Annotated in this window: 20 protein-coding genes and 1 riboswitch; of the genes, 9 read left to right on the forward strand and 11 right to left on the reverse strand. The window is 45.8% G+C overall.

From position 1 onward, the window contains the following. The first annotated feature begins 160 nt into the window (after positions 1–160). Genes MAMMFC1_RS03945 through MAMMFC1_RS03960 form a run of 4 tightly spaced genes read left to right on the forward strand, consistent with a single transcriptional unit; the run spans position 161 to position 7,072 of the window. Positions 161–1,189, forward strand: coding sequence for a glycosyltransferase (locus MAMMFC1_RS03945; RefSeq protein WP_158618636.1), 1,029 nt, complete (start codon positions 161–163; stop codon positions 1,187–1,189). Next, a complete protein-coding gene (locus MAMMFC1_RS03950; protein WP_197723908.1) occupies positions 1,182–4,601 on the forward strand; it encodes a glycosyltransferase in 3,420 nt (1,139 codons plus the stop codon). Before MAMMFC1_RS03945 ends, MAMMFC1_RS03950 begins: the two co-directional genes overlap by 8 nt. Before the next feature lie 31 nt (positions 4,602–4,632). Continuing rightward, positions 4,633–6,417: a bifunctional glycosyltransferase family 2 protein/class I SAM-dependent methyltransferase gene (locus MAMMFC1_RS03955; protein WP_126306671.1), complete on the forward strand. Its 1,785-nt coding sequence runs from the start codon at positions 4,633–4,635 to the stop codon at positions 6,415–6,417. Beyond that, on the forward strand, positions 6,386–7,072 hold the full coding sequence (locus MAMMFC1_RS03960; protein ID WP_197723909.1) for a glycosyltransferase family protein: 687 nt from the start codon (positions 6,386–6,388) through the stop codon (positions 7,070–7,072). The genes MAMMFC1_RS03955 and MAMMFC1_RS03960 overlap by 32 nt, the downstream gene beginning before the upstream one ends. Here MAMMFC1_RS03960 and MAMMFC1_RS03965 read toward each other — a convergent pair. Next, positions 7,069–7,626, reverse strand: a complete 558-nt coding sequence (locus MAMMFC1_RS03965) for a gamma-glutamylcyclotransferase family protein (protein ID WP_126306672.1) — start codon at positions 7,624–7,626, stop codon at positions 7,069–7,071. The genes MAMMFC1_RS03960 and MAMMFC1_RS03965 overlap by 4 nt on opposite strands. Before the next feature lie 207 nt (positions 7,627–7,833). Here MAMMFC1_RS03965 and MAMMFC1_RS03970 point away from each other — a divergent pair, with 207 nt between their 5' ends. After that, positions 7,834–8,700, forward strand: a complete 867-nt coding sequence (locus tag MAMMFC1_RS03970; protein ID WP_158618637.1) for an O-fucosyltransferase family protein — start codon at positions 7,834–7,836, stop codon at positions 8,698–8,700. A 145-nt stretch (positions 8,701–8,845) separates the two neighbouring features. Here MAMMFC1_RS03970 and MAMMFC1_RS03975 read toward each other — a convergent pair whose 3' ends face one another. The 4 genes from MAMMFC1_RS03975 to tnpA all read right to left on the reverse strand — a co-directional run bounded on the left by MAMMFC1_RS03975 (position 8,846) and on the right by tnpA (position 14,078). Continuing rightward, positions 8,846–10,042, reverse strand: coding sequence for a M24 family metallopeptidase (locus tag MAMMFC1_RS03975; protein WP_158618638.1), 1,197 nt, complete (start codon positions 10,040–10,042; stop codon positions 8,846–8,848). A gap of 177 nt (positions 10,043–10,219) precedes the next feature. Beyond that, complete coding sequence (locus MAMMFC1_RS03980) at positions 10,220–12,001, reverse strand: PAS domain S-box protein (RefSeq protein ID WP_158618639.1); 1,782 nt, start codon at positions 11,999–12,001, stop codon at positions 10,220–10,222. A 93-nt stretch (positions 12,002–12,094) separates the two neighbouring features. Next, a riboswitch (cyclic di-GMP riboswitch) is annotated at positions 12,095–12,182 on the reverse strand. A 373-nt stretch (positions 12,183–12,555) separates the two neighbouring features. After that, positions 12,556–13,680 carry an RNA-guided endonuclease TnpB family protein gene (locus MAMMFC1_RS03985; protein ID WP_126306679.1) on the reverse strand — a complete coding sequence of 375 codons (1,125 nt, stop codon included), beginning with the start codon at positions 13,678–13,680 and terminating at the stop codon, positions 12,556–12,558. Beyond that, a complete protein-coding gene (gene tnpA / locus MAMMFC1_RS03990; RefSeq protein ID WP_126306681.1) occupies positions 13,677–14,078 on the reverse strand; it encodes an IS200/IS605 family transposase in 402 nt (133 codons plus the stop codon). Before tnpA ends, MAMMFC1_RS03985 begins: the two co-directional genes overlap by 4 nt. A gap of 151 nt (positions 14,079–14,229) precedes the next feature. On the opposite strand from tnpA, the gene MAMMFC1_RS03995 reads away from it, so the two are divergent. From MAMMFC1_RS03995 to MAMMFC1_RS04010, 4 genes are all read left to right on the forward strand, one after another. Beyond that, on the forward strand, positions 14,230–15,036 hold the full coding sequence (locus MAMMFC1_RS03995) for a serine hydrolase (RefSeq protein WP_232035781.1): 807 nt from the start codon (positions 14,230–14,232) through the stop codon (positions 15,034–15,036). Positions 15,037–15,048: 12 nt separating this feature from the next. Next, positions 15,049–16,650 (forward strand): peptide ABC transporter substrate-binding protein, encoded by a 1,602-nt coding sequence (locus MAMMFC1_RS04000; protein ID WP_126310431.1) that lies wholly within the window; start codon positions 15,049–15,051, stop codon positions 16,648–16,650. A 399-nt stretch (positions 16,651–17,049) separates the two neighbouring features. After that, complete coding sequence (locus tag MAMMFC1_RS04005) at positions 17,050–18,000, forward strand: S66 peptidase family protein (RefSeq protein ID WP_126306683.1); 951 nt, start codon at positions 17,050–17,052, stop codon at positions 17,998–18,000. Between the two features lie 72 nt (positions 18,001–18,072). Further along, complete coding sequence (locus tag MAMMFC1_RS04010; RefSeq protein WP_126306685.1) at positions 18,073–19,164, forward strand: amidohydrolase; 1,092 nt, start codon at positions 18,073–18,075, stop codon at positions 19,162–19,164. Positions 19,165–19,548: 384 nt separating this feature from the next. Here the strand turns inward: MAMMFC1_RS04010 and MAMMFC1_RS04015 are convergent, their stop codons facing one another. The 6 genes from MAMMFC1_RS04015 to MAMMFC1_RS04040 form a co-directional block, all read right to left on the reverse strand. After that, a complete protein-coding gene (locus MAMMFC1_RS04015) occupies positions 19,549–19,761 on the reverse strand; it encodes a CooT family nickel-binding protein (protein WP_126306687.1) in 213 nt (70 codons plus the stop codon). Continuing rightward, entirely contained in the window at positions 19,748–20,353 is a 606-nt protein-coding gene (locus tag MAMMFC1_RS04020) for a DUF3842 family protein (protein WP_232035648.1), read from the reverse strand. The genes MAMMFC1_RS04015 and MAMMFC1_RS04020 overlap by 14 nt, the downstream gene beginning before the upstream one ends. Before the next feature lie 86 nt (positions 20,354–20,439). Further along, positions 20,440–21,063 (reverse strand): trimeric intracellular cation channel family protein, encoded by a 624-nt coding sequence (locus tag MAMMFC1_RS04025; RefSeq protein WP_126306691.1) that lies wholly within the window; start codon positions 21,061–21,063, stop codon positions 20,440–20,442. A gap of 164 nt (positions 21,064–21,227) precedes the next feature. Beyond that, entirely contained in the window at positions 21,228–21,920 is a 693-nt protein-coding gene (locus tag MAMMFC1_RS04030; RefSeq protein ID WP_126306693.1) for an NUDIX domain-containing protein, read from the reverse strand. Between the two features lie 814 nt (positions 21,921–22,734). After that, on the reverse strand, positions 22,735–22,959 hold the full coding sequence (locus MAMMFC1_RS22235; RefSeq protein ID WP_145987610.1) for a hypothetical protein: 225 nt from the start codon (positions 22,957–22,959) through the stop codon (positions 22,735–22,737). A 220-nt stretch (positions 22,960–23,179) separates the two neighbouring features. Continuing rightward, complete coding sequence (locus MAMMFC1_RS04040; protein WP_126306697.1) at positions 23,180–25,156, reverse strand: methyl-accepting chemotaxis protein; 1,977 nt, start codon at positions 25,154–25,156, stop codon at positions 23,180–23,182. Positions 25,157–25,230: the final 74 nt, after the last annotated feature.

Genomic DNA, 25,230 nt, shown 5'->3' on the forward strand with positions numbered 1-25,230 from the left:
CAAAGAAACGTGAAAAAATGCTTATCCTGCTTGCACACTATTATTTGAGCCGGCATATAGTATTACGTAAACTTATTCTCCCCCAAGGGGCAATATTATCCTGAGCAAATCCATGATTTCAGGTTTCGGTAATCCACAATCTATTGAAAGGGAAGATCATATGCCAGACAGTATGGAAGTAAAGGAAACAAATGGACCCACAATAGCCGTATACGGCATTTATAAGAACGAAGAAAAATTTATGGAGAGGTTTCTACATTCCGTCCAAACCGCAGATGAAATCGTTCTCTGCGATACGGGATCGAATGATAATACGAACCAGATCATCAAGCAGTTTAAAGCATGCTGTCCGCACGTAAATATTAAAGTTTATTCTATTTGCGTTTCTCCCTGGCGGTTTGACGATGCCCGCAATACATCCCTTTCCTTAGTCAGTCCGGACATCGACATCTGTATTTCCTTAGATATAGACGAGTACCTTATGGACGGCTGGAAAGAGCATTTAAGAGATCATTGGGAGCCAGGGTACACAAGATATTACCACAAATTCAGGACCATCTGGCCGGCAGGCAATGTTTCCGAACATTGGCACGAACGGATCCATATCCGCGCCGGCTACACCTGGAAACTGCCGGTTCATGAAATATTGGAATACAAAGGTGAGGAAAAAATTAAACGGCTGGAAGATTTTTGGGTATATCAAAAACCGGATTATAAAAAATCGCGGTCAAGTTATCTTCTCCTGTTGGAACAATCGGTGAAAGAAAGAAAAGATGTCTGGAAGTCATGGAGTTTCCTGGCCAGCGAATATTTAATGGCCGGCAGGTTTGAAGAAGCGCTGCGGGCCGTCGATAACGCATTACAGCTTAACAACAGCGATAAATCCTATCTTCATAAAGTGAAATATTTTGTTTACCGGGCGCAAAATCAGATGGATTTAGCAATTTTAAGCTTAAATAATGCTATTTTCTATATGCCCCATCGCCGGGAGCCATATTTTGAAAAAGCCATGTATTTTCATCAACTGGGGCGAAATGCTGAGGCTTATTTTATTTTAAAGGGAAGTGAAAAGATCACCAATAAAGCCATTGATTATCATTACAATCCGGCGGCTTGGGACACTGAATTTGAGCGTTGGAAATCCCAGTTGCTGGAACTTGCGAAAGAAGAAGGGATTAATTTTGCATAAATTAAAAATTGCCGTATACGCCATTTGCAAAAATGAAGAACATTTTGTTGACCGTTGGCTGAACTCCATGCAGGAAGCTGATATGGTAATCGTGGCTGATACCGGGTCCACCGACGGCACAGTTGAAAAATTAAGAGCCCGGGACGCGATTGTTTACAATATAAAAATCGATCCCTGGCGATTCGATGTGGCGAGAAATATATCCCTGAATTTCGTTCCCGGTGATGTGGATGTTTGTATCTGCACCGACCTGGATGAGGTGTTGGAGCCGGGTTGGAGGGAAAAACTGGAAAAGGTTTGGACGCCGCAAACCACCAGATTAAAATATATGTATACCTGGAGTTTTAATCCGGACGGCTCCAGAGGAGTTACCTTCTGGTATGAAAAAATACATCGCCGGCATGGATTCCGCTGGGTTCATCCTGTCCACGAGGTACTGGCATACTACGGTTCAGATCCGGATTGCCATGCCTGGGAGGCAGCCATTCAGCTAAATCACTATCCTGATCCTGGCAAATCCAGAGGTCAATATCTGCCGCTGTTGGAAATGTCCGTCAGGGAAGATCCGGACGATGACCGAAATATGCATTACCTGGGCCGGGAATATATGTTTTACCGCCTGTGGGATAAGTGCATTGAGACTTTGCAAAAACATCTGGCAATGCCCAGAGCCCAATGGAAGGATGAACGCTGCGCATCCATGCGCTTCATCGCCAGGGCTTATAAAGCCAAAGAGGACTGCCGGGAAGCCCGCAACTGGTTATACAGAGCCATGGCGGAAGCGCCCCACCTGCGGGAGCCCTATGTGGAGCTGGCCCAGTTGGCATACGGGGAGCGGGATTGGCCAACTGTCTATTGCATGGCCGAACAGGCCTTAAAGATCAAAGAACGAACGACTTGCTACATGAATGAGCCTTTCGCCTGGGATGCTACCGTTTATGATCTTGGCGCCTTAGCCTGCTACGAATTGGGGATGTTTGACAAGTCATATGCCTGGATAAAAATCGCGGTGGAAATGTCGCCAACTGACGAACGGTTAAAAAGCAATTTGCAAATCATCAAATCCAGGATCAGCCCGGGGCAATATACCGGCCAAAACTTGTCCGCTTGCGGCCGTGAAGAGGAAGACAGCACCGGCGCCCCACCGCCGAGTGCCGGCAGCACTGCTGACCAGCCAACCGTTGAGCAGGGTCTGACCAGCATTATTATCGTAACGTATAATAAGCTTGACTATACCAGGCTTTGTATTGAAAGCATCCGGCAATATACCAAACCGGACGCCTACGAAATAATTGTAATCGATAACCATTCCACCGACGGAACAGTTGAATGGCTCCAGGGCCAGCAAGATATCAGGCTGATTTTAAATGAGGAAAATGCCGGCTTCCCGGCCGGCTGCAATCAAGGTATTAAGGCCGCCCCCGGGAATAGTGTTCTGTTACTGAATAACGACACCGTTGTTACGCCGGGCTGGCTAAGGAACCTGAAAAAATGTTTGTTCAGTTCCAACGATATTGGCGCAGTCGGCGCGGTTACTTCCTGCGCTTATTTCCAGAATATTCCCTGCGAGTATAGCAGTATGGAAGAAATGATACGCTTTGCCCGTGAGGTTAATCATTCCAACCCGGAGCTGTGGGAAAACAGGTCCCGGCTGGTTGGTTTTTGTATGCTGATCAAGACAGAAGCAATCAGTAAAATCGGTTTGTTAGACGAAACTTTTTCACCGGGGAATTACGAAGATGACGATTACTGCCTGCGGCTTAGAAGGGCAGGTTATCGCCTGATGCTTTGCCGCGATACCTTTATCCATCATTTCGGCAACGTATCCTTTGGTGAACCTAATGTTCAATATAAAAATCTATTGGCAGCCAACCGGCAAAAATTTATCGATAAATGGGGTTTGGATCCCCACTGTCTTGCTACTCCGGCACCAACTCCGGACTTGGCTTTAAAGAAATGGTTTGTTTATCAATATGAGTTTAACCATTACCGGCAGTTGCTGCAAAATACGAGGACTAAATTTTTTTCATTCATTGATCAAGCTGAATTCGCTTTCCTGTCAGGGCATAATGAAAAAGCGGCGCTGGTGGTGAAGCAGGCAGCCGATTTTGCGTATCACTCGCATCCTGGTTGTTTCGTCTCGCCCAGGTTGGAGTTGATTTTGCGTAAGGTCGGGCAAAAACTTAATGATCCGGCAGCTATTCCCATAGATATACCAGAGAAAAATGTTGATAAAAGAAATATATTACATGTTTTAAGCCAGGGATACCCTGTCGGCAGCGGTCATACCAGGTTGCTTGAACGTTGGATAAATATGGATTTAGAATCTGCCCATTCCATACTGGTGACACTAAACAGCTCTACTACCCCGCAGTGGTTAATAGAGGCGGCAGTCCAGTCCGGCGGTTGGTATCACACTCTCGACGCGTCTACGCTTAGTTTATGTCAAAAAGCAAAAGTGCTGCGTGATGTAGCAGCGGCCTGGGCTGATATGGTTGTTTTGCATATTCATCCCCATGACCCGATTCCGTCAATGGCTTTTGGCACTGCGGACGGTCCGCCCGTAATATTCTCAAATCACGCCGATCATGCATTTACCCTGGGAGCAAGCGCAGCTGATATAGTTGCCGAATACCGGGCTGGCGGCAAGGCAATAACGTTGGCCCGCCGCAACGTGAATGAATCTCATGTATTGCCGCTGCCGTTAGGAGGGCCTTTAGATTTGCCGGATAAGCAAATATCCAAAAAGGTTCTCGGCATACAGGAAGACAGCATTGTTTTTTTAACCATTGCTTCGCCCCATCAATTGGTTGCTTGCGGTGAATATAACTATATTAATTTGATTAGAGAAATAGCAAAAAGACAGCCGCATAGCGCAATTTTAGTTGTCGGCCCGTCAGAATCGGGAGAATGGCTGCAACTTAAGAGGGAAAGTGACGGACGAATAAGGAGTTTTGGTTGCCGGCAGGATTTGAATCTGTTCTATAGTGCGGCTGATATCTATTTGGATTCGATGCCGTTAGGATCATTTTCCGAAGCGTTTGAAGCAGGAACTGCGGGTATCCCGGTGGTAGGATTGGCCACAGCCGTTGCCACGCATCTGAGTACTGACATAGCTCCCGGCATTGTAAAAACGCATTTTTCCAGCACAGAAGAGCTTTTCACGGTTATTGACAGGTTGGTCGGTGATGAAGCATACCGCCTTGAACAGGGAAATTCTTTGCAAGCGACCATACTTCAGAACCATTATTTAGGCTGGACGGAACATTTGAATACCTTATATTCACTTCTTCCTCCCTGTCATAAGCCATCGGAGATATTAGATGTTAAGGAGCAGCCCGCCGAGAACAGTGACGTTATTTGGGCCTTTTTCCAGCACAAGTGTGGATTAAGCCATTCAAGGTTTGGATGAGCAATAATCCATATGATACTAGAGGTGATTTATGAAAACAAGTATTGTTATTTTGACTTATAATCAACTGTCATCTACTGAGCAGTGTGTCGAGAGTATCCGCAAATTTACCGAGCCGGACCAATATGAAATTATCATAATAGACGATAATTCCGCCGACGGCACGGTTGAATGGCTGAGAAACCAGCCTGATTTAAAAATAATATACAATGAGCAGAGTCTTGGCGTTCCGATAAGGTATAATCAGGGGATTAAACTGGCTTCCGGGGATAACATCCTACTCATCGATCATGATGTTGTTGTGACACATGGCTGGCTTACGAATCTAATGAATTGCCTTTATAGTGATGAAAAAATCGGCGCAGTGGGACCGGTTACAAATTATTGCGCCGGTTATCAAAATATCAGAATTAACTACAAAACCATGGAAGAAATGCAGGCATTCGGAAAAACTTACAACCAATCGAATGCCGCTGCTTGGGAGGAAAGATTAAAACTTGCCGGCTATTGCTTGTTAATTAAGAAGGAAGTAGTCGACAGCATCGGTCTCTTGGATGAATTGTTCACACCAGGCAGCTTTGAGGATGATGATTATTCCTTCCGGATAAGAATGGCCGGCTATAAGCTGATGCTGTGCAAAGATACCTTTGTCCACCATTTTGGCAATGTGCATTTTAAAATAGACAATGTTAATTATCACGAGCAATTCAAAATAAATCGGGATAAATTTGCCGTTAAATGGGGATTTGACTCAGCATATTCAACATCTATCAGGCAAGACCTAATTGGTTTCATTGATAAGCCAAAGGATCAAGCCATAAAAGTATTGGAAATAGGCTGCGCTTGTGGCGGCACATTGCTGCAAATCAAAAATATTTATCCAAAAGCTGAACTATACGGCATTGAACTTAATGAACAGGCGGCTTTAAGCGCAAAGCTGCTTGCCGACGTAATCGCCACAGATATTGAAAAAACAATACTGCCTTACCTTGAAGACTACTTTGATTATATTATTCTGGGGGATGTTCTGGAACACATGGTGAATCCCTGGAAAGCCTTGGCGAATTTAAGACCGTATTTGAACCAAAGCGGACAAATTTTTGCCAGCATTCCCAATGTTATGCATTTTAGCGTACTTCGCAATTTGCTTATGGGAAGCTGGACTTATGAAGATGCCGGAATTTTAGACAGAACTCACATGCGGTTCTTTACGCTGAATGAAATTGAAAAAATGTTTACAGGTACCGGTTACAAGGTGCACGGCTACCAGCCGGTACTTGTTTATGAAACCGAGGACGACAGGAGATTCATTGAGGGGTTAGCCAATCTCGCCGGTGATTACCGGCTGGCCGAGCAATACAGAGCTTACCAGTACCTGGTGAAAGCATCCAAGGAAAAACCTTTAACCGGCTTTCGCCCACCGGCCATGGATGTACAGCAGTTAATCCTCTTGCTGTGCAGGATTGAGCAAGGAATCAACCCGGACGAAAATTTGCAAACCCTGATTGGCTGCATTTCTGAAGAAAAAGTTACTGCCGCTCAAATTGTTGAAGCGGTTATGAAAGGTTTGGTTCATAAAGAAGATATAGTGCTTGTTGTTGTGGCAAATTGTTATAAACATGGGCTGCAGGAGCATGCCCATGATATTCTGGAACAGGCCTGCAAAATGAATCCTCAAAATACTCAAACTGCGCTAAACTTGTTAAGAAACCTGGATTGTAAGGACAAGGCGGCTGAGCTGACAAAAGAAATCCTGGAAGCAGCCAAGGAAAATGGAAATGATAATGAACACGAAAACGGAAATGAACGCCAATAAAATCTGTTTTATCACTTGCGTCAATAATGATGACTTCTACCGGGAGTGTCTTTTATATATCAACAACCTTGAGGTTCCTGCCGGATATAATGTTGAAACGCTAGCCATGAAAGATTCCCTTTCGATGACCAGCGCCTTTAATAAAACCATACGCCAAACTGATGCTAAGTACAAAGTGTATTTGCATCAGGATGTGTATATTATTAATAAGTATTTCATACGAGCTATATTAAATGTTTTTAGCAATCCCCAGGTCGGCATGATTGGCGTTGCCGGTTGTGCTAAAATTCCTGCCAGCGGGATTTGGTGGGAATCAGGCTGCAACTATGGCAAAGTATATGATAGCCATACGGGAACAATGGAACTTCTTTCCTTTCAGGAAATAGGCCATGAATATAAAGAAGTTCAAGGTATTGACGGACTGATTATGATTACCCAATATGATCTACCCTGGCGGGAGGATATTTTCACCGGTTGGCATTTTTATGATGTATCGCAATGTCTGGAGTTTATCCGGGCCGGATATAAGGTGGTTATTCCGCAGCAGCATGAGCCGTGGTGTATTCATGATTGCGGGATTGTGAATATAAGCAATGGGTATGATGATTACCGTAAGGTCTTTTTAAATGAGTATTTTGGGAATTTGATTCACTAATCCCCACACCCGCTGCAACCTCCGTCGGACATTCTGTCTGGTCCTTGTTTGCGCGGGACTGCATACAAAGCCGGTCGGGTCGGGATATGCCGCAGTTCCGCCACGTAATTCGCCGGTAATCCGTGTTCCTGGGCACCTTGGACAATAATGCCTAGGTATTCGGTGCTGGGGCGCTCCGCCTTATCTAACATGTCTTTCTTATAGGTAATTGCCGTTCGCACCGACTGCTCTTCATCCATGACTTCAACCGGAAAGTGGAAGTATTCTCCCCGGCCGTTATCTTTGGCATCCTGGTAACTGTCCAATTGCCGCCATTCAAAGGCATCCAACTGATACAACACGCCCCATACTTCGGATTGGGGCTGGGGAATAATAGTCTCCACCCCTCCGTCCCACTTGGTGGAATGCCCGTAAAAGCCCAGCCGGTATCCCGGCAGCCGGGCGATACCGACAACACGGTGCCGGGGACACCTTTGCCGCATTTGCGCCGGATTAAGGTTAGACCCGTAAGCAAAGTAAAGGAATGGTTGGCGTGATTCGTTGTCTTGAGACATAATAGTTAGCTCCTTTCATATTTAACATCTATTAACATCTGGCTATCACGCGGGTCACAGACCAAGGAGGCAATAACATCACGGTTTTTAGGCCCCATTGCCCACTATATATAGTATCATATCATACTATAATTTGGATGGTAGGTGATTCTCATCTTATACTTTCAATACAAGATTGAGGATTTAGAAGGTCTTTGTAATCAACTAATGGCAATTTTCAGAACTATAGGCGAAGCACTGTTTTATTCTACGCAAAATCAATCTGTAGGTATCATTTTGAGCGATGTTCAAACCAGAACTTCAATCGACTTTGATGCTTATCCATATTTTTCGAAAATAAGCATTGATTCCTATATTGATATAAATGACCTGACCACATTACTTGGCAATAGGAATATCTCAGTTAGACAATCACAAGAAGATATTGAAAATATGAATGAAATCCAGAATAATATCATCACTTGCAGACGCTTTCCCCAGCGGCATATGTTACCGGCTGAAAGCAGAGATACGGGTGCATTGATTGCCAAATCTTTTCCTTTTGCTAAAAAAATGTTAAAATTCGCTTATCATATTATTGGTTTAATGTCCTTTTATCCAAGATGGAAAGCGATTCATTTAAGGATTGAAGGCGATTTAATGCAATTATCTGCTATCCGGGATGTAGGTTTAGAAACCTTTACTAAGAGTCAACTTCAACAAACTATCGATATGATTTCAATTACTCCGAATTTGTCTGCCGTGTATATCGCTTCCGGAATTCAAGACGAAAAATATAATAATGCAGTTAATATTATAAGTAAAGAATTCCCTCACTTGGCAATAACAAGAAAAAAAGACATCTTAAAGGCTTCTCCTGCGATAAAGGAAGAGTTCGAAGCATTATGTTTGGAAGAACAGGCATTAATAGATTGGTTAGTATGTGTAGGCGCTCCTTTTTTCGCCGGCCTGCATGCTTCGTCATTTGCTTACTTAGCAGGTTATATGCGTCATTATCGTGGATTTGATAAAGAAACAACCCATTTATATCCAGATTATCAACCGTGCTGGGATGCATGGTTTCCTCGTGTATGAACCAGTCAACCTTTGTATATTAATTCACATTGGCCTGATCAAACCTCGTATTGGACTTTCACTAACCAGTAAGCGTCCAGGCCGGGCCACAACAAAAGCCTGCAACCCATGCAACAGTTGCAGGCTTCTCGTTTCTCGGCCTCAGTCAATTTATAAGAAAGAAATCCCTGGGACAGGTTGTAATGGTTTCAATACCATTACCGTTTTCCCGAATCACGACGGTGTCTTCTATGCCGATGACGCCGATCCCCGGCAGGGATACTTTTGGCTCTACCGCCACCACCATTCCTGTTTCCAAGGGAAAATTCATCTTTGGCGCCAAAAAAGGTGGTTCGTCCAATTCCAAGCCGACTCCGTGGCCGACAAACCGGACTTTTTCCGGACCGAGACCCATAAATTCAGTTTCGTAACCAGCGGCGGCAGCAGCCTGCAATGCCGTTTCATAAACAGCAGTCCATGAACAACCGGGTTTTAAGACAGCAAATACAGCTTCCTCCACTTTTAACATTGCCTGATAAGCCTTTAGGACAGGTTCCGCCGGCTCTCCCCAGGAAAACATTCTGGTTTGGTCAACATGATAACCTTCTATGTTAAACCCATAATCAAGGATTATGGGTTGATTTTTAACTATCGCCCGGCAAGCGGCTCCATAAGGGACTGCTGCCGAAACCCCCACGCCGCCGCAGATTCCGTCAAACTTGGTGCCGGCTAAGCTATTCACGCCGCTGCTGCACACACCAAGCCCCATTTCAATCCCTTCACGGCGGCAACGGGTCAAACCGCAATGACCATTCAGACGAAAATAATATTCAATAGCCGCGCTTAATTCCAGTTCGGTCATACTTGGCCGGAAAGATTCCCGCACTATTTGCGGCAACTTGTTAAGAATAGCTCCCGCCTTAGCAAATATGGCAATCTCCGCCTTAGATTTCACCATTCTTAATTGCCGGATCTGCCAGGACAAATCGCAGATTGTCGCTGCCGGAAAAAGATCCTGCCAGCGTTCAACCGTGGAATATGCCGTGTTATCCAGAGCAAAACCGATTCGTTTGGCATGGGGTAAACCATTCCGTTGAATTATCTGAGCCAAATCGTTAGTGCCGCGAAATTCCTCCAAATGAAAACCGACCACTTCCTCTCTAATCCTTTGCAAAGCTTTCCGGGCTAATACGAACTGCTTGCCTTTAGCCGGAATCACCGCATACAAAGGCTGCACCGAACCGGTGTAGTAATATAAGTCGGTATTCTGATTCAACACCAGCAAGTCTACGCTATTTGCTGCCAGGACCTGGCGCAATCTGCCAACCCGCGTTTCATATTCCTGCATCTCAAAATCCGCCATTGCAAAATTACTCCTAACTGCTCTCATAGGCAAAATTTAAATATAAATGCTTTCCGTTTATTCTACATGATTGTTTTATATCCCTCTATTTATTGGCAAAATATAATTTCCGCCTTTATTCAAATACTAGGTTACGCTGTAATCAAACTGGAATTAATTGCCAAGAAAGCCGGCCCCCTATTCCCCAGGGGGCCGGCTTTCTGCTTCACTTATATCGGATATATCTGAAAAAGTTAGAAAAAAAGTTGTGCCTTCAGGGCCTGTATCAAAAGTTAATTTAGCATGATTCCGGGAGGCTATGGCAAAGCAAACCGACAGCCCCAATCCGGTTCCCGTTTCCTTAGTTGTCACGAAGGGGGTTCCAATTTGGTTGATAATATGCGCCGGAATGCCAGGGCCTTGATCACTGACGGACAAAATAACATGCCGGTTTTCCTGCCAAGTCCGGATGGTCAGTATGTTTCCCCGCCCCGTCATAGCCTCTAAACCATTCTTGGCCAAATTAAGGATGAGTTGCCGTATTTCCTTTTCATCCATTACCAACTCAGGAGCAGAACCGGCTTCGAATACTATATCGTGGCCTTTAAGTAATGCTTCGGACTGAAGCAGAGGATAGATACTATTGACTATATCATTGATATTAAATAGGGTGGCTTGAATATGCTTGTTTTTGGCTAATGACAAAAATTCGGTAATAATGGAATTGGCTCTATCCAGTTCATCGATCATTATTTCTATCGATGAGACATATCGGGAGAGATCTGGTTTTCCTTTCATAAATTGAAGATAGCCGCGCACCGTTGTCATCGGATTACGAATTTCATGGCTAATACTGGCAGCCATTTCGCCAACCAAATTAAGGCGATCCAAGCGGGCCATTTCCTTTTCATAGCGTTTCATTTCGGTAATATCAACTAGCGTTAGAACCAGATGCGGTTCGCCGTTTCTTTCAATCGGCTGCCAACTGCTCAGCGCCATTCGTTCTTCGCCCGACTTTTGGAAAAAGCGTAGACTTTGTGACTTCTCGGCAACCTTTTGGACTGATGCGAGAAAATTTAAGTATTCTGCCTGGCCCATAGCCCGCTCCATTCCAAGTTCAACAACCGTCCGTCCTATTGCTTCCTCACGGTAAAACCCGGTTAGGCGTTCCCAGGCCTCATTCACATCAGCCAAAGTCCCGTCAGAGCTTCGAATAATGGCAATAGCCCCTACATTATTCATGAACAGCGTATGAAACTCCGCTAACGCCTGGAGTTTCTCCCGCTGTGCTTTGCGTTGCTCTTCCACATCGTAGTAGATTCCTATGGCGCCGGTGATTTCGTCGGTTATTGCATCACGGATAGCAATAGCGCTTGCCAGCCATTCCCGCTTCTCTATAACCGCGAACTCCCCGTTAATGACTTCACCGCGTAACGCCCGGACAAGGATAGACCGTTCATAGTCTATACCAATTTTGTCTGTGATAAAATGGAGAGGCTGTCCGATAAATTCCTTGAGCTCATACTTGCCCATACCGATTAACTCACTAACATAGGTAATGACCGCATCGCGGTCAACGACAACAATAGCTGCCGGAGACTTCTCAATGATGCGGCGGAGTATGGACTCCTTCTGGCTAATTTCTTTTTCCGCTTTTTTTAGATCGGTAATATCTTTAGTATCTTTAGTACTCTTAGTACCCTTAGTATCTTTGGTATCTTTAATATAGTTGGCAGTAACATTGTAAAGTTTTAACAGCGGCTTATTTGGCCACAAGGAAAGTGTGAAGGCAACAAGGCCCAGTGCGAAAACAAATATCCATAGCGCTGTGCCTTGTTCTATAGCAAAAACTTCAGCCTTTACAGCATTGGAAGACCCATCTCTTAAAACATGGTTGCTGAGGTAATAATTTGCACTGATTGCAATGGATGATACCACAAATAATATCAGTATGATCTCCATCTGAAGTCTTTTAAACATCTCATTTCTCCCATCCATACCAAAACCAAGTAAGGGCTGAAAGAACGTCTTTATAAAAAAACCAGACAAAAAGGCCTGGTTTACTTTTTTCCGGAAGGCAACCTGGCAGTCATAGACATAATCAACCCTTAGACCCATGGCTTTGCGTCCTTTTTTTTCAAAAAGTTTGCCAAATATGTTATTTTCTCAATTTATTAAATTTTAACACAATTGTAAGATTTCGTCCAGTTTAGATTTTAGCAGACAAGACAAAGGTCGTGGCAGATCGAGTTGTACTTGCGGCGTACTATGCAATCATAGGCAAAAATAAAATTAGTAATTTCTGGATATTTTCTTCATAATATAATTATGTTCCTGATATAATTATGTTCCTGCAACAATTTTACATAGCCTAAATAAAAATTTTAAAACAAAGATTTGGGGATTGTAGAATTTTGTGACATACTCCCGCCGCCTATGCTAACGCTTAGAGGCGGGGCTTCTTGGGACGTACCAGCTAACGCCGGTATAATTACCAAGTTATCCCCGTTTGCCCAACGGTTCTATATTTTTGATTAGGCTATATTGAGTATACGGCAACCTTCATTTTTGATATTGATGGCAGCATTGATGTCACGGTCTAATTCTGCTCCACAATGGCTACAAGTCCAAGCTCTGTCCGCTAATGTCAGCTCTTTGTTTTCATTGCCACAAAAGCTGCACTTCTTACTGGACGGAAACCATTTGTCGATAACGACTAACTGCTTTCCTTGTTCTGCAAGTTTGTACGTCAGAAATGTTTTGAGCATTCCGAAGCCATTATCATTTGTGGATTTTGCCAGATTTAGGCTTTGCGCCATACCTCGCATATTTAACTCTTCGATTGCAATTGCTGTATAGACATTGGCTATCTGTCTGGACAGCTTGTGCAAGAAGTCTTTACGCTGATTGGCTACTTTCTCATGCAATTTGGCTACCTTGCGGCGTTGTTTCTCGCGGTTTTTACCCTCTTTCTTCCGCTTGGACAATTTACGCTGTGCTTTCCTTAGTTTTTCCTCTGCCTTACGGTAGAACTTTGGATAATCAGCATTGTTCGCTTGGCTATCGACAAACAATGATTTTGAAGAATAATCCAGACCTAACACAGTTTCCGGTTTTGGCGTAACAGGTTTTATCTTAGTTTCGTATTCTACCAAAATGGCTATATAATATTTGCCTGTAGGTGTTTTGCTTATTGTTGCAGACTTTATGGCTGCTTGTAGCGGCATTTGCCGATGGAGTTTAATTCTTACATCTTTTAGTTTTGGCAATCGGATTGTTTTATTATCAACAAGCCGGATTGTTCCACCTTGATTATTGGTAGTATAGGACTTTCTACTGTGGTGCTTGCTTTTGAATTTTGGAAAACCTATGATTTTATCGCGAAAGAAATTCTTATAAGCTGTTTGCAGGTTGAGTTGGGCATTAGCAAGTGCCAAACTGTCTACTTCTTTAAGCCACTCAAATTCTTTTTTGAAGTCGGCAGGAAGCAAGTATTTTTGCGCTTTTAGTGCTTCTTTATCGTCCTTGAATTGTTCATATATTTCTTTGCGGTTAGCCAGCATTTTGTTATAGACAAAGCGCACGCAGCCGAATGTTTTATTAATAAGATTCTTCTGTTCCGGGTCAGGATATAGGCGGTACTTGTAAGCCTTGTTCATATCTTTTCCCCTTGGCTTTCAATATAATGTTTGACGACTTCGATTGGCGCACCGCCTGTAGTTAGCATACAAAAGCTTCTTGACCAGAAATATTCTTTGCATAGGTATTTTTTGATAACAGGATATTCTTTTTTGATAAGACGGGAAGATGCACTTTTGTAGGCATTGATGAATTTGGATAATTCGCTGTTGGGCTGTGCCTTGAACAAAATATGTACATGGTCTTCCTCATGATTCCACTCTTGCAAAGCGATGTTGTATTTTGGTGCAATATACTCAAATATTTCTTTGAGCCGTGCAGAGTTTGTATCATCAATCACTTTTCGGCGATATTTTATAACCAAAACGAGGTGGTAGTACATCAAGAATACTGAATGATTGTTATTATCTAATTCCATGGGATTCACCGCCATATATATCTATACTACTGATTATATCATGACGATTATTGTATAACAATACAAAAAACGAGAGGCGGCAATTCATCCCCCATCTTCGCTCTCGCTATCGCGAGCAAGGAAAGCTAAGAGGGGGGACTTCTTGGCGCACGTGGTTAAATGGAGCGAATTTATGGAAATATTGCACCGAAACATTGAAAGGATCTTAACAGCATATACCGGCCGCTGGGGAATGGTAATCGTAAATCAATCCACCGGGGCCAGATTGGAACTAAACCCGGAAATGGTGTTTCCCGCCGCCAGCATGATAAAAGTTCCCATCATGTACGAAATTATGCGTCAGGCTGCCGCCGGTACCATTTCGTTGGATGATTCCCTAACTGTAACCAGTTGTTTCCGAACAGGCGGCGCCGGTATTCTAAAAGAGTTGCGCCCGGGTCTGACGCTGACTGTGCGGGAGCTTGTCACGCTGATGATTATCCTCAGCGACAATACAGCTACCAATATGCTGATTGACCTCGCCGGTATGGAGGCAATAAACAAAACGATAACCGGTCTTGGTTTAAAGTCAACGGTGCTGCGACGCCGGATGATGGATTTTGACGCAGCCCTGGCCGGCAAAGAGAACTATACCTCGGCAGCAGATTTGGCGCTCATGTTTGCAAATATTTATCATAGCCGGGGACTGCCGGAATCTTACGGCGCGCTGATGATGGATATCCTGACCCGGCAACAAATCCGGGATAAGCTACCCTTTTACCTGCCCGCCAAAACGGTAATGGCTCACAAAACGGGAACTTTGACAGGAGTGGAGCATGATGCCGGCATACTTTTTTTGCCGGGCGGTCCATATATAATTTGCGTTCTGACCGGCGACCTTGCAGCCAATCAGCAGGGAATTCAGCTGGTAGCCTCTATTGGCAAAGTTATCTATGAATATTTTCACAAGGAGAAATAAGGAGGAATCATGATGCGGTACAAAAAAATCCTGGCGGCAATGCTGGCGGCGGCAATGCTGGCGATATTGGCGGCAGGCTGCGGAAAATCCGGCAATATCAATGGAGGTCAGGTATTTCGTTATGCCTTGGAAGCAGAACCGGCAACGCTGGATCCGGCCAATTCCACAGCCATTCCGGAATCCCTGGTAGAGGCGCAGGTTTTTGAAGGCTTGACCCGGCTGGATGCAAGGGATCAGGCCATCCCGGGCGTAGCGGAAAAATGGGACGTATCCCCCGATGGGATAAAATACGTCTTCTATCTGCGGCCAAATGCCAAATGGTCCAATGGCGAGCCGGTCACCGCTCAAGACTTTGAGTTTGCCTGGAAACGGGTATTAAATCCTGATATTGCTTCCGAGAATGCGTATATGTTATACCCGTTAAAAAATGGTCAAGCTTATAACGAGAAAAAAGCAACGGCGGATCAGGTAGGAGTAAAGGCTTTAAATGAGCATACGCTGGAAGTAACGTTGGAAAAACCTACGCCATACTTCTTAAGCCTGGCGGCATTTCATGCCTTCTATCCCGTTAACCGGCAGACAGTAACAGCCAACGCCGCTAAATGGGCGACCGATGTCCGGACTTTGATCGGCAACGGCCCGTTCAAAATCACCGCTTGGGTTCACAACGGAAAAATTGAATTTGAAAAAAACAATCAATACTGGGATGCAGTTCTCGTTAAACTGCCGAAAATGGAATGGCCGATCAGTGATTCTCAGACCACCCGGCTGGCGCTCTTTGAGAACAATCAAGTCGATATGATGGTGGAACCGCCTGCAGTAGAACACGATCGGCTTACCCAAGCCGCACTGCTGAAAATTTCGCCCTATCTCGGCACATACTACTATGTATTTAATACCAGCAAGGCGCCGTTTGACGATCCAAAAGTCCGCAAGGCATTTGCGGCGGCGATTAACCGTGACGCGCTGGTGAAAAACATAGTCAAAGGCGGTAAACAACCGGCTTATGCCTGGGTGGCTCCCGGTCTGGTAAATCCTGCTTCCGGCAGGGACTTTCGGGAAGAAGCCGGCAATTATGCCGTAGAAGATACAGCGCTGGCGAAAAAATTGTTGGCCGAAGCCGGCTATGCCGATGGCCAAGGACTGCCGCCCATCACCCTTCTGTTCAATACCAGCGAAATACATAAATCCATTGCCGAAGCCATTCAGGAAATGTGGAAAAAAAACCTGGGTGTAGCCGTTAATCTAACCAATCAGGAGGCCAAAGTGTTTTTAGCCTCGCGGGCACAAGGTGAATTCCAGATTGCCCGGGCCTCGTGGGTCGGGGACTATGCCGATCCAATGACATTCATGGATGTATTTAAAGACCCCAACAATGACGCGAAATATAGCAATCCGGCCTATAATCTCCTGGTGGAGCAGGCTCAAGCCGGCAATGACCAAAAAGTCCGAATGCAGGCCATGCATGATGCGGAAAAAATTCTCTTTGATGATGCGGTGATTATTCCTATTTATTATAATACGCTGCCTTATCTTTCCCGCCCGTATGTTAAAGGCTATTTCTGGTCGGCACTTGGAATTGCCGACTTCAAGACGGCATATATAGAAAAGTAGTTACTATTCACATTAAGTAGGGAACTGCTTATAAACCGCCATCTGCGGCGCCGCACCATCTGCGTTGCTGTCATCTGCGACAAGTTAACTTGCGTTGATAACACTAACGAAATCAGAATCGTGCTTCTGCGGTCCTCACTCCGACGTACAAGCAGTACGCCTCCGTGAGGTCCCCGCACAAACTATTGTGCCAGACAAATGAAATCAGAATCGTCGTCGCGCCTAGGCGGTCTGACTATGTTTACTTAGCAGCATATGAGTTGCTATTCACAATATGTTTTATGATATGCAACGGTACCTGACGATTTCTAAGCAGTTCGTGGCATTTTCGACAGCTGAGTAGATACAAGAAATAACAATTACATATATCTCTTTACAATATCTTAAGGAGATGACGGTATGGAAGCTATTGGCCGTATAAAACCCAAGCGGCTTCGCCCGGGGGATACTATCGGCGTAATCGCCCCCGCCAGCCCCGGGGAGCCGGAATTGGCCGCAGCGGGAGTAAGCTGGCTGGAAGAACGGGGTTACCGGGTGCAACTGGGTGTGACAATTGATCAAACCCTGGGATATCTGTCCGGGCCGGATGCCGCGCGGGCCGCCGACATCAATGCCATGTTCGCATCGCCTGATATTGCCGGTATTGTCTGCCTCCGTGGCGGCTATGGCACCATGCGGCTGCTGGAACTCCTTGATTATGACAATATCCGGACCCATCCCAAGGTGTTTGTAGGCTACAGCGATATCACAGCCCTGCATATAAGTATTGGCCGACGTACCGGTCTTATCACCTTCCATGGGCCAATGGCCGCGTCAGACATGGGAAAAGGCTTATCCGATTATACTTGGGAATATTTCTCCCGGGCTATTTCTGCTCCCGAACCCCTCGGACCCGTCAGCAATCCGCCGGCCGCCCAACCGCCCGTATTTATTGTGCCGGGAACGGCTCAAGGGTACCTGGCAGGGGGAAACTTAAGCCTGATTGCCGCCACCCTGGGAACACCCTACGAGATTGATACCTGCGGAAAAATTCTCTGCCTGGAAGAGGTAGGCGAGGCCCCGTACCGTATCGACCGCATGCTGACCCAGCTGTTACTGGCCGGTAAACTGCAGAATGCGGCCGGAATTGTGTTTGATGTATGCGTCGACTGCGATACAGAGGCAAAACCACCCAGCTTCACTGTGGCCGAGGTGCTGGGGGACCGTTTAGGGAACTTAAACAAACCAGTCCTCTATAATTTATACTTTGGCCACACGGCGGATAAAGCCACTCTGCCCCTGGGGGTCATAGCGGTATTGGATACTGAAGCGGGGGGGCTGGTGGTTACGGAAACAGCTACCAGTGATTAACTTAACTTAACTTAACTTAACTTAAAGGAGGCGAAAAAAATAAGCGATAAAAAAGCACTGAAAGAGAGAGTTATGGACGCAGTGACGGCTATGGCGCCGGAACTCAGGGAAATTAGCCTTTTTTTACACAAAAATCCGGAATTGGGGGGTAAGGAATATCAGGCGGCCCGGTTACTTATCACCGCCGCGGAACAGCGCGGGTTCACAGTGCAGCAGAATATTAGCGGCTATGAAACGGCCTTCATTGCCAAGAAAGGAAGTAAGGGCCCTAAAATCGCTTTTTTAGCCGAATATGACGCCTTGCCGGAATTGGGCCATGCCTGCGGCCACAATCTGATTGCCGCTATGAGTTGGGGGGCGGCGGCGGCATTGGCAGCCGTGGCCGGTGACCGGGCTGTTTCTTTTTTGATCGGCTGTCCGGCGGAAGAGACCAGCGGGGCTAAAGTAGCCATGGCAGCGGACGGCGTTTTTGACGGCTTAACGGCGGCCCTGATTGTTCATCCGGCAGACGGCAACTACCTGGGAGGTACTTCCTACGCAACCCATCCGTTACGGATAACTTTCCGCGGGCGTCCCGCCCATGTGGCCAGCAAAACCGACAAAGGCGTCAACGCATTAGACGCTTTGGTCATGTTTTATCAAGGAATAAAGATGCTGCGGCAGACCTTTATCCAGGAGACCATTCTGGCCGGAATTGTCACTAAAGGCGGGACGGCACCCAATGTTGTGCCTGATGCGGCGGAAGCGAAATTTACCATCCGGGCGTTGTCATCCCATTACCTGGAAGAGACGGTAATTCCGGCAGTACGGCGGCTGGCGGCGGGAGTTGCTCTGGCTAGCGGTACAACAGTTGAAACCGTGCATTATGAACCGTTATTTAAAGAATTAATCAATTCCCCCCGGCTTTTGGAATTATTCCAAAATAATATGGCCCTCTTGGGCGAAACAGTAACCGTCCTCAAACCGGAAGATGCCGACGGGTCAACCGATGTCGGGAATGTCAGCCACGCCGTGCCCACCATCCATCCCGATATCGGCATCGGCTGCAATCTTGTAGCTCATACACCAGCGTTCGCCGCAGCAGCAGCATCCGATTACGCCCAGGAACGGTTGCTGGTAGGAGCTAAGGCTATGGCCATGACCGCTATTGATCTGCTTGCTTAGTCAGCCTTCAGTCAGTCTGAAAGAATTCACGTCCGCCCTGTGCAGCGAAAGTGAATTCCACGCAAAGGCGGTGTCAGCCATGTTTGAATGGCTCGATAATTTATCACCATGGTGGTATGCAACTGGTGCAGTAATTGTTCTCACTATAATATGGTTGGTTGATGATGAAGAATAACCGGCTAACCGGCGATTATTCAGCTAACGCGTCTTTTTGACGCTCAGCAGGCGCAGGACAGCCTTATTATAGGCGGAGGACCGATGTGTCGGAGCGTTAATAAGGCCGTCCTGCGCCGTCCTTAATATATGCTTTCTTTTTTAGCTAAAAAAACTACCCATATTTATAAAAACATGGGTAGTTTGTGCCTATATATTATATTTTAGTGATCAACCGGCTTCTGATTCCTTTACTATCTCCAGGATGACCCGGTGATCGACCAAGCTCAGTTCTCTAATTCTGGCAGCAATCGTTTTTCGCTGCCCAAAAATGTTTTCCAAATAGAGCTCACCATTCTGAGGCACCACTTTATCAACCTGTTCCATAAACAATTCTTCTTTCCCTATGTCATCCCGGTAAAGATAAACATTAGCCTCGCACATTGCGATTACCCCCTTCGTTTTCCATGTATTGTTTTATTTGTGAAACCAAGGCATCCACCATGTGTGGCAGCGGCTCTGAGTGCAAGCCGACTATATCAAGATTGTTACGATGAAGTGGCAATAAAAGCTTTCTTGCCTTGCTGACAACCACTCGCTTGGCCATCTTAGCCGTTAATTCCCCCCTCATGGAGTTAGGCAAAATGATGCTAAGGGAACCGACAATCAAATCCACTTGATCAACGTTGCAAATCAGAGCGCTTTCCCCGGTAGCACCTTCATTGGCCCCGGCTCTGAGCATGACGGAAGTAGCCTGAGAATTCGTGCCGATTGCCAAAATTTCGACGGTATTGCGAAATTCGTCCCGTATTTTCTCAATAATAATTTTGCCAATTCCGCCACCTTGGCCATCAACCACGGCAATGTCCATAAAATCCCCCCAATAAACCACTAAACCACCACAAAAATTGCATCTAACCACCTGCGCGAGAGCCAAAAAAATAATACCATAATAGCTCCAGATATTTCTTTCCGGAAAAACCTTCATGGCATGCATGGTTATTCTTAGTAAAATTGTCGTTTTCTGACGATTCATAGGGTGACATTCGTTGCCACTGTGAATTAATTATAATCAATACATGTAAATAATGCAACAGTAAATTCCCGGGGGCTGTTCAGCCTCTATGTCCTGCCGCCAGAGTTGACTCCAATGACAGGGAAATTAATTCCGTACATAATGCAGCAAATTCGCAGGCCGGTTGTAATACAAAAACAAAGATACAAAGGAATATTGCCGGTAAAATAAAATTGGGCATAGTAAAAGCTTATCGCGCCGGCAATGGTAGTGATAGCGTAGACTTCCTGCCGGAAAACATAAGGAATCTCCTTAACAAACACATCCCGCAGGACACTTCCGCCAATTCCCGTAATAACGGCAACAGTGGTTACGATAAACAAAGTATTCAGGTTATGCTCAATAGCAAGATTGGCGCTTGTGGCAGTAAAGGCTCCCAAGCCAATGGCATCAAATATTTGAATCGTATGTTTAAATTTGTCCAGCCAACGATAGGTAAAACAAACACCAATTGTTGCAATGGCGCTAATGATGAAAAAAGTCGGATCGCGAAAAGTAAGGGGCGGTGTATTGCCTATAATCACATCGCGCATTATTCCGCCGCCAACAGCCGTGGTTACAGCCAGCACCAGTACTCCAAAAATATCAACCCGCTTTTGTATACCCGTCAGTGCTCCGGAAACGGCGAAAGCTACTATACCCATAATCTCAAATACATTCCAGGCTGTCATTTATTCATTACTCTCCCCAGTTTTTCACCCTCACCGGTGATACTTCTATATCATATTCTTCTTGACATATGACTGTTCTATTATACACAAAGAATCGGGGAAAATAAAGCAGGGAATCGATGGCGGTTAGCAGATGAAGGCGGATATTATTGCCAAATGTCTTCTTAAAAGCTTTCGTTTTTTTCCCGCAAACGCTGCAGCCCATACAGTATTATTTTCCCATGATCAAAGGCGATGCCGCCGGCATCTAAAAGAGTGCCTTTAACCCTTCCCTCCGGCTCATTAAAAAATTTAATGGTTGCGGTAAGTTCAATTTCCATGGACTTATTTTGAAGGGAAAGTCTTGCTAACTGCCACTGCCGGTTATTACCGCAGCCGCTTTCGATAATTTCTTCATCGACGTCAAACCACGCCGCCTTCGCAGCATCATCCCCCGCTTTTAGCTCCACGGCATTACTTGGAATCAACGCCATGTACACCACGCTAATGGTGCGGGTGCGGGGATCTCTTCCCACTTCTCCCATGGTATAAAGTTGTTCCATATATACATTTTTCACACCGGTCTCTTCTTCCAATTCCCTGGCAGCTGCTGCATCAAGGTTTTCATCCATATTCACAAACCCTCCGGGCAAAGCCCACCGGCCGATACAAGGATGGTCCGCTCTCTTAATCATTAATAAGCTTATTCTTTTCCCGGGTGGCTTTTGTTGGCTATGATCCTCATGATCCTCGTCCGTAACTGTAAAAATCAATGCATCTACCGTCACAGAAGGTCTCTCAAACTTTCCTGGATCATACCTGACCAGAAATTCCGCCTCTGTCAGCCCATGTTTATTTTTTTTGGGTTCGGTACCCATATAGTGAGTTCCCCCTCTTCCTTGGCAAAATCATTTTCCCCCGCTATGGCCCAGCCTAGCGGCGATAACGGCAAACCTGAGTCTGCTGCTTTTCACTATGATTGTGCAATGGCCATTCCCTTGCGCCGCCGGCGCGGGGTTAGCAGGAAATAGCCAAACATCGTACGCCTCCCAAGCCTGGAGCTATCCGGGTAACGTCGCCCCCAAATCCTTATTTCCATTAAATTGTAATACGATTTCTGCATTTGATCAAGTCCGGTTTACCTCTGCGAACTAAGCAGGTGCGGTATTCTTTCTCCTCCTTAATAATTGTCATAATTTTTTCGGCGTCCCTAATAAAACCACCAATGTCATTACTTAGTATTTAAGGCAGTGACGCTTTAATATATTCGGTTGGCCGATCCCACATAGCAAGGTATTCTCGTTGACACGCAAAAAGCCCTCAATCCTAAAGAAAGTTTTCCTTTTCCTTCTCGGATGAGGGCTTACTATTTTATAATAATGGCATATTAATTTCTGGCTACATTAAGGACGTAATCCTGGAATGTACCGCCGCCGTTAACCCCAGTAGCTTTAACAGTAAATGTCCCAAGAGTACCGGTACTATTCCCTGGCAATGACATAAATGGAAAGGAGTTATTCAATAATTATTTAACATTATATTTTCTAAAAATGTTTAATATAGATTGATCAATCTCAACCATATGCCGTATGGCTTTCCGGTCATCAGCATCTAACCCTGCTCCTTCAGTTAGGTTTTTTTTATTCTCAGCAATAACTTTATTGAGAAAGTCTTGGTAAGAGGTTATGTTATTTATAAAATTTTGAGCATCACCAATCCGAAAGCTCGGCTCGGCACTCTTATAAATATTTCAGTTTTAGCCATGAATTGTTCATCAGGCGTTAATGATTTCATTGCTTCAACCCATGCTTTCTTGGCGGATAGCGGCGCATTGTCTGCTGGAAACCTTAAGGTATTAGTACCATTAGATGCAATTCCAAAATACTTTTCGTCACTAGGACTAATTGGTTCCTCCATTTTGTTGGAATATACGTCCGGTATAGTAGAAAACAGCGTTTCCGTTTTAAGGAAACTATCGGAATATGAGTTGTTTTGAGCTTTTTTTATAGTTTGTAGTGGGTTAAAAGTTTCAATCGTGCTTATGGAATTGTTACCTCTGATATTTTGTATCACTCTATCACCTTATTGACTAATATTTACCACATAATATTATCGTCCTCCGCCATTCAAGCACCCCCTATACCCTGAACTTGCTGACGGCTTGGGTCAATTCTCCGGCCATCCTTGCCAGCGCCTGGCTCGACGAGGCGATTTCCTCCATCGTCGCGGACTGTTCCTCGCTCGCCGCCGAGACTGTCTGCGACTGGCCGGCAGTACTTTTGCTGATGGCGTCGACCTCCCGCACCGATGTAACAATCTGCTGACTGCCGCTGGCCATCTGCTGGATGACTGCCGATATTTCCCTCATCTGGGCCGATACTTCATTGATTGACCCGTAGATTGCCTGAAAGGCTTTCCCGGCGTCATTGACAACTTCCGCCCCGATACGGACTTCTCTGGTCCCGCCGTTCATAGCTACCACCGCGCTGTCGGTGTCTCCCTGAATTTCTGCGATCAGTTCGGCAATTTTTTTTGCTGCATCCTGAGACTGCTCAGCCAGCTTACGCACTTCCTCGGCTACCACCGCAAAGCCGCGCCCCTGCTCACCGGCCCGCGCCGCCTCGATAGCAGCGTTTAAGGCCAGGAGGTTGGTTTGTCCGGCGATACCTGAGATGGTATTAACGATCTGTCCGATTTCCTGGGACCGCTCGCTCAGCTTGGTCACCACTTGGGCCGACTGGGTGACGGTTTCCTCAATATGGCCCATCTGAGTGATGGCTTTTTGCACAACGTTGCTGCCCTCCTTGGCCGCTTCGGCCGACTTGGCCGAAGTGTTGGCCACCGTGTTGGCATTGGCTGCGATTTGCTGGATGCCTGCCGACATCTGGCCAACGACGGCGGAAGTGTTGTCTACTGCTTTTAGTTGGTTTTCTGCTCCTGTGGCTACTTCTCCGATAACCTGAGCGATCTGGTTGGCCGCCTGGGCCGATTGCTCAGCGCTGGCTGTAAGTTCTTCGCTCGACGCTGCGACCTGGTCAGTAGCAGCGCTAACTTGTTTAATCAGGCCGTGCAAATTGCCTCGCATCCGCACAAGCGAATCGGCCAGTTGGCCAATCTCATCTTGGGAATAGATGATCATACGCCCGCGGTCTCTCAGATCGCCGTTGGCGATCCCTTCGCTGTAGGCCACCATCGTACGGATCGGAATAACCATGCGCCGGGCGTACCAAGCAATAACAATCGCTGCCAGTAACAGCACGGCCGCCGCGGTAATCAATGATACCCAGGTTAATGCGGAAACGGCATCTGTTACCTCCGCTTTAGGCACAGTGACTCCCAATGACCAACTGACACCCGGCACCGGTGCATAAGCGTAATATCTATCTATTCCCATAGCCGTCATTATGGCAGTGCCCTTTTCCCCTGTCACCATTCGTGCAGCCATTGCCTTACGGCCAGGATCGGCATTGGGATCGGTCAAAAAATTGCTCTTCATTGCCACATTCGGGTCGGGATGGATTATTGCCAAGCCGTCCTTTTGGCAGACATATACGTAACCGGTCTGACCAATCTTTATGTCCAAAACTCTTTTGCTAAGCTCATCCATATCAATTGGTCCAAGCAATACACCTACGACTTTATCGCCAGCTTTAACAGGAATCGCGATTACTATTGTTAAATGACCCGTCGCCTTTGACGCAACCGGATCAGAAATAAAGATTTGACCGCTCATGGCCGGTTTAAAATAAGGCCTGTCTGCTACATTCACCTTGAAGCCGGTTTCATTTACGGAATCACCGTTCTGATCGGCAAAAACAAGCGAGTCATATTCTTTATTATTGTTTTTAGCCGCAACAAGAATTGGCACCACAGAATCAAGGCTGCCGTTACTAAGAATGGGATTAGATGCGAGCATCTTTAACTCCATCTTGTGAGCCTCTAGCCAATCGCCTATCGCTATAGCTGATCCAACCGCTTGTTGCTGCATATCGGCAGTCACTTTTTCACTGATAATTTCCCGCGCTTTCCAGTAATTTAGTCCACCTAAAGCCCCTAGCGCCACCAGAAAGATGACCAGGATGGTGACCGTCAGTTTCATCTGGATGCTTTTCAACCGAATCACTCCAATCTTTTTAGTCTCCGCTAGTTAGTTCACCATTCGGTCATTAAAAATAGAGACCCATTAAG

The sequence above is a fragment of the Methylomusa anaerophila genome, assembly GCF_003966895.1.
Taxonomy (GTDB): domain Bacteria; phylum Bacillota; class Negativicutes; order Sporomusales; family Sporomusaceae; genus Methylomusa; species Methylomusa anaerophila.

Excerpts from the sequence above, each read along its gene's own strand:
- MAMMFC1_RS04015 (WP_126306687.1), bottom strand. The coding sequence starts at position 19,761 with ATGTGCGAGGCTAATGTTTATCTTTACCGGGATGACATAGGGAAAGAA.
- MAMMFC1_RS22235 (WP_145987610.1), bottom strand. The coding sequence starts at position 22,959 with ATGGAGGAACCAATTAGTCCTAGTGACGAAAAGTATTTTGGAATTGCA.
- MAMMFC1_RS03980 (WP_158618639.1), bottom strand. The coding sequence starts at position 12,001 with ATGTTTAAAAGACTTCAGATGGAGATCATACTGATATTATTTGTGGTA.
- MAMMFC1_RS03970 (WP_158618637.1), top strand. The coding sequence starts at position 7,834 with ATGGCAATTTTCAGAACTATAGGCGAAGCACTGTTTTATTCTACGCAA.
- MAMMFC1_RS03960 (WP_197723909.1), top strand. The coding sequence starts at position 6,386 with ATGAACACGAAAACGGAAATGAACGCCAATAAAATCTGTTTTATCACT.
- MAMMFC1_RS03955 (WP_126306671.1), top strand. The coding sequence starts at position 4,633 with ATGAAAACAAGTATTGTTATTTTGACTTATAATCAACTGTCATCTACT.
- MAMMFC1_RS03965 (WP_126306672.1), bottom strand. The coding sequence starts at position 7,626 with ATGTCTCAAGACAACGAATCACGCCAACCATTCCTTTACTTTGCTTAC.
- MAMMFC1_RS04010 (WP_126306685.1), top strand. The coding sequence starts at position 18,073 with ATGGACGCAGTGACGGCTATGGCGCCGGAACTCAGGGAAATTAGCCTT.
- tnpA (WP_126306681.1), bottom strand. The coding sequence starts at position 14,078 with ATGGAATTAGATAATAACAATCATTCAGTATTCTTGATGTACTACCAC.
- MAMMFC1_RS03975 (WP_158618638.1), bottom strand. The coding sequence starts at position 10,042 with ATGGCGGATTTTGAGATGCAGGAATATGAAACGCGGGTTGGCAGATTG.
- MAMMFC1_RS04000 (WP_126310431.1), top strand. The coding sequence starts at position 15,049 with ATGCGGTACAAAAAAATCCTGGCGGCAATGCTGGCGGCGGCAATGCTG.
- MAMMFC1_RS04005 (WP_126306683.1), top strand. The coding sequence starts at position 17,050 with ATGGAAGCTATTGGCCGTATAAAACCCAAGCGGCTTCGCCCGGGGGAT.
- MAMMFC1_RS04025 (WP_126306691.1), bottom strand. The coding sequence starts at position 21,063 with ATGACAGCCTGGAATGTATTTGAGATTATGGGTATAGTAGCTTTCGCC.
- MAMMFC1_RS03945 (WP_158618636.1), top strand. The coding sequence starts at position 161 with ATGCCAGACAGTATGGAAGTAAAGGAAACAAATGGACCCACAATAGCC.
- MAMMFC1_RS04020 (WP_232035648.1), bottom strand. The coding sequence starts at position 20,353 with ATGAATCGTCAGAAAACGACAATTTTACTAAGAATAACCATGCATGCC.
- MAMMFC1_RS03985 (WP_126306679.1), bottom strand. The coding sequence starts at position 13,680 with ATGAACAAGGCTTACAAGTACCGCCTATATCCTGACCCGGAACAGAAG.
- MAMMFC1_RS04030 (WP_126306693.1), bottom strand. The coding sequence starts at position 21,920 with ATGGGTACCGAACCCAAAAAAAATAAACATGGGCTGACAGAGGCGGAA.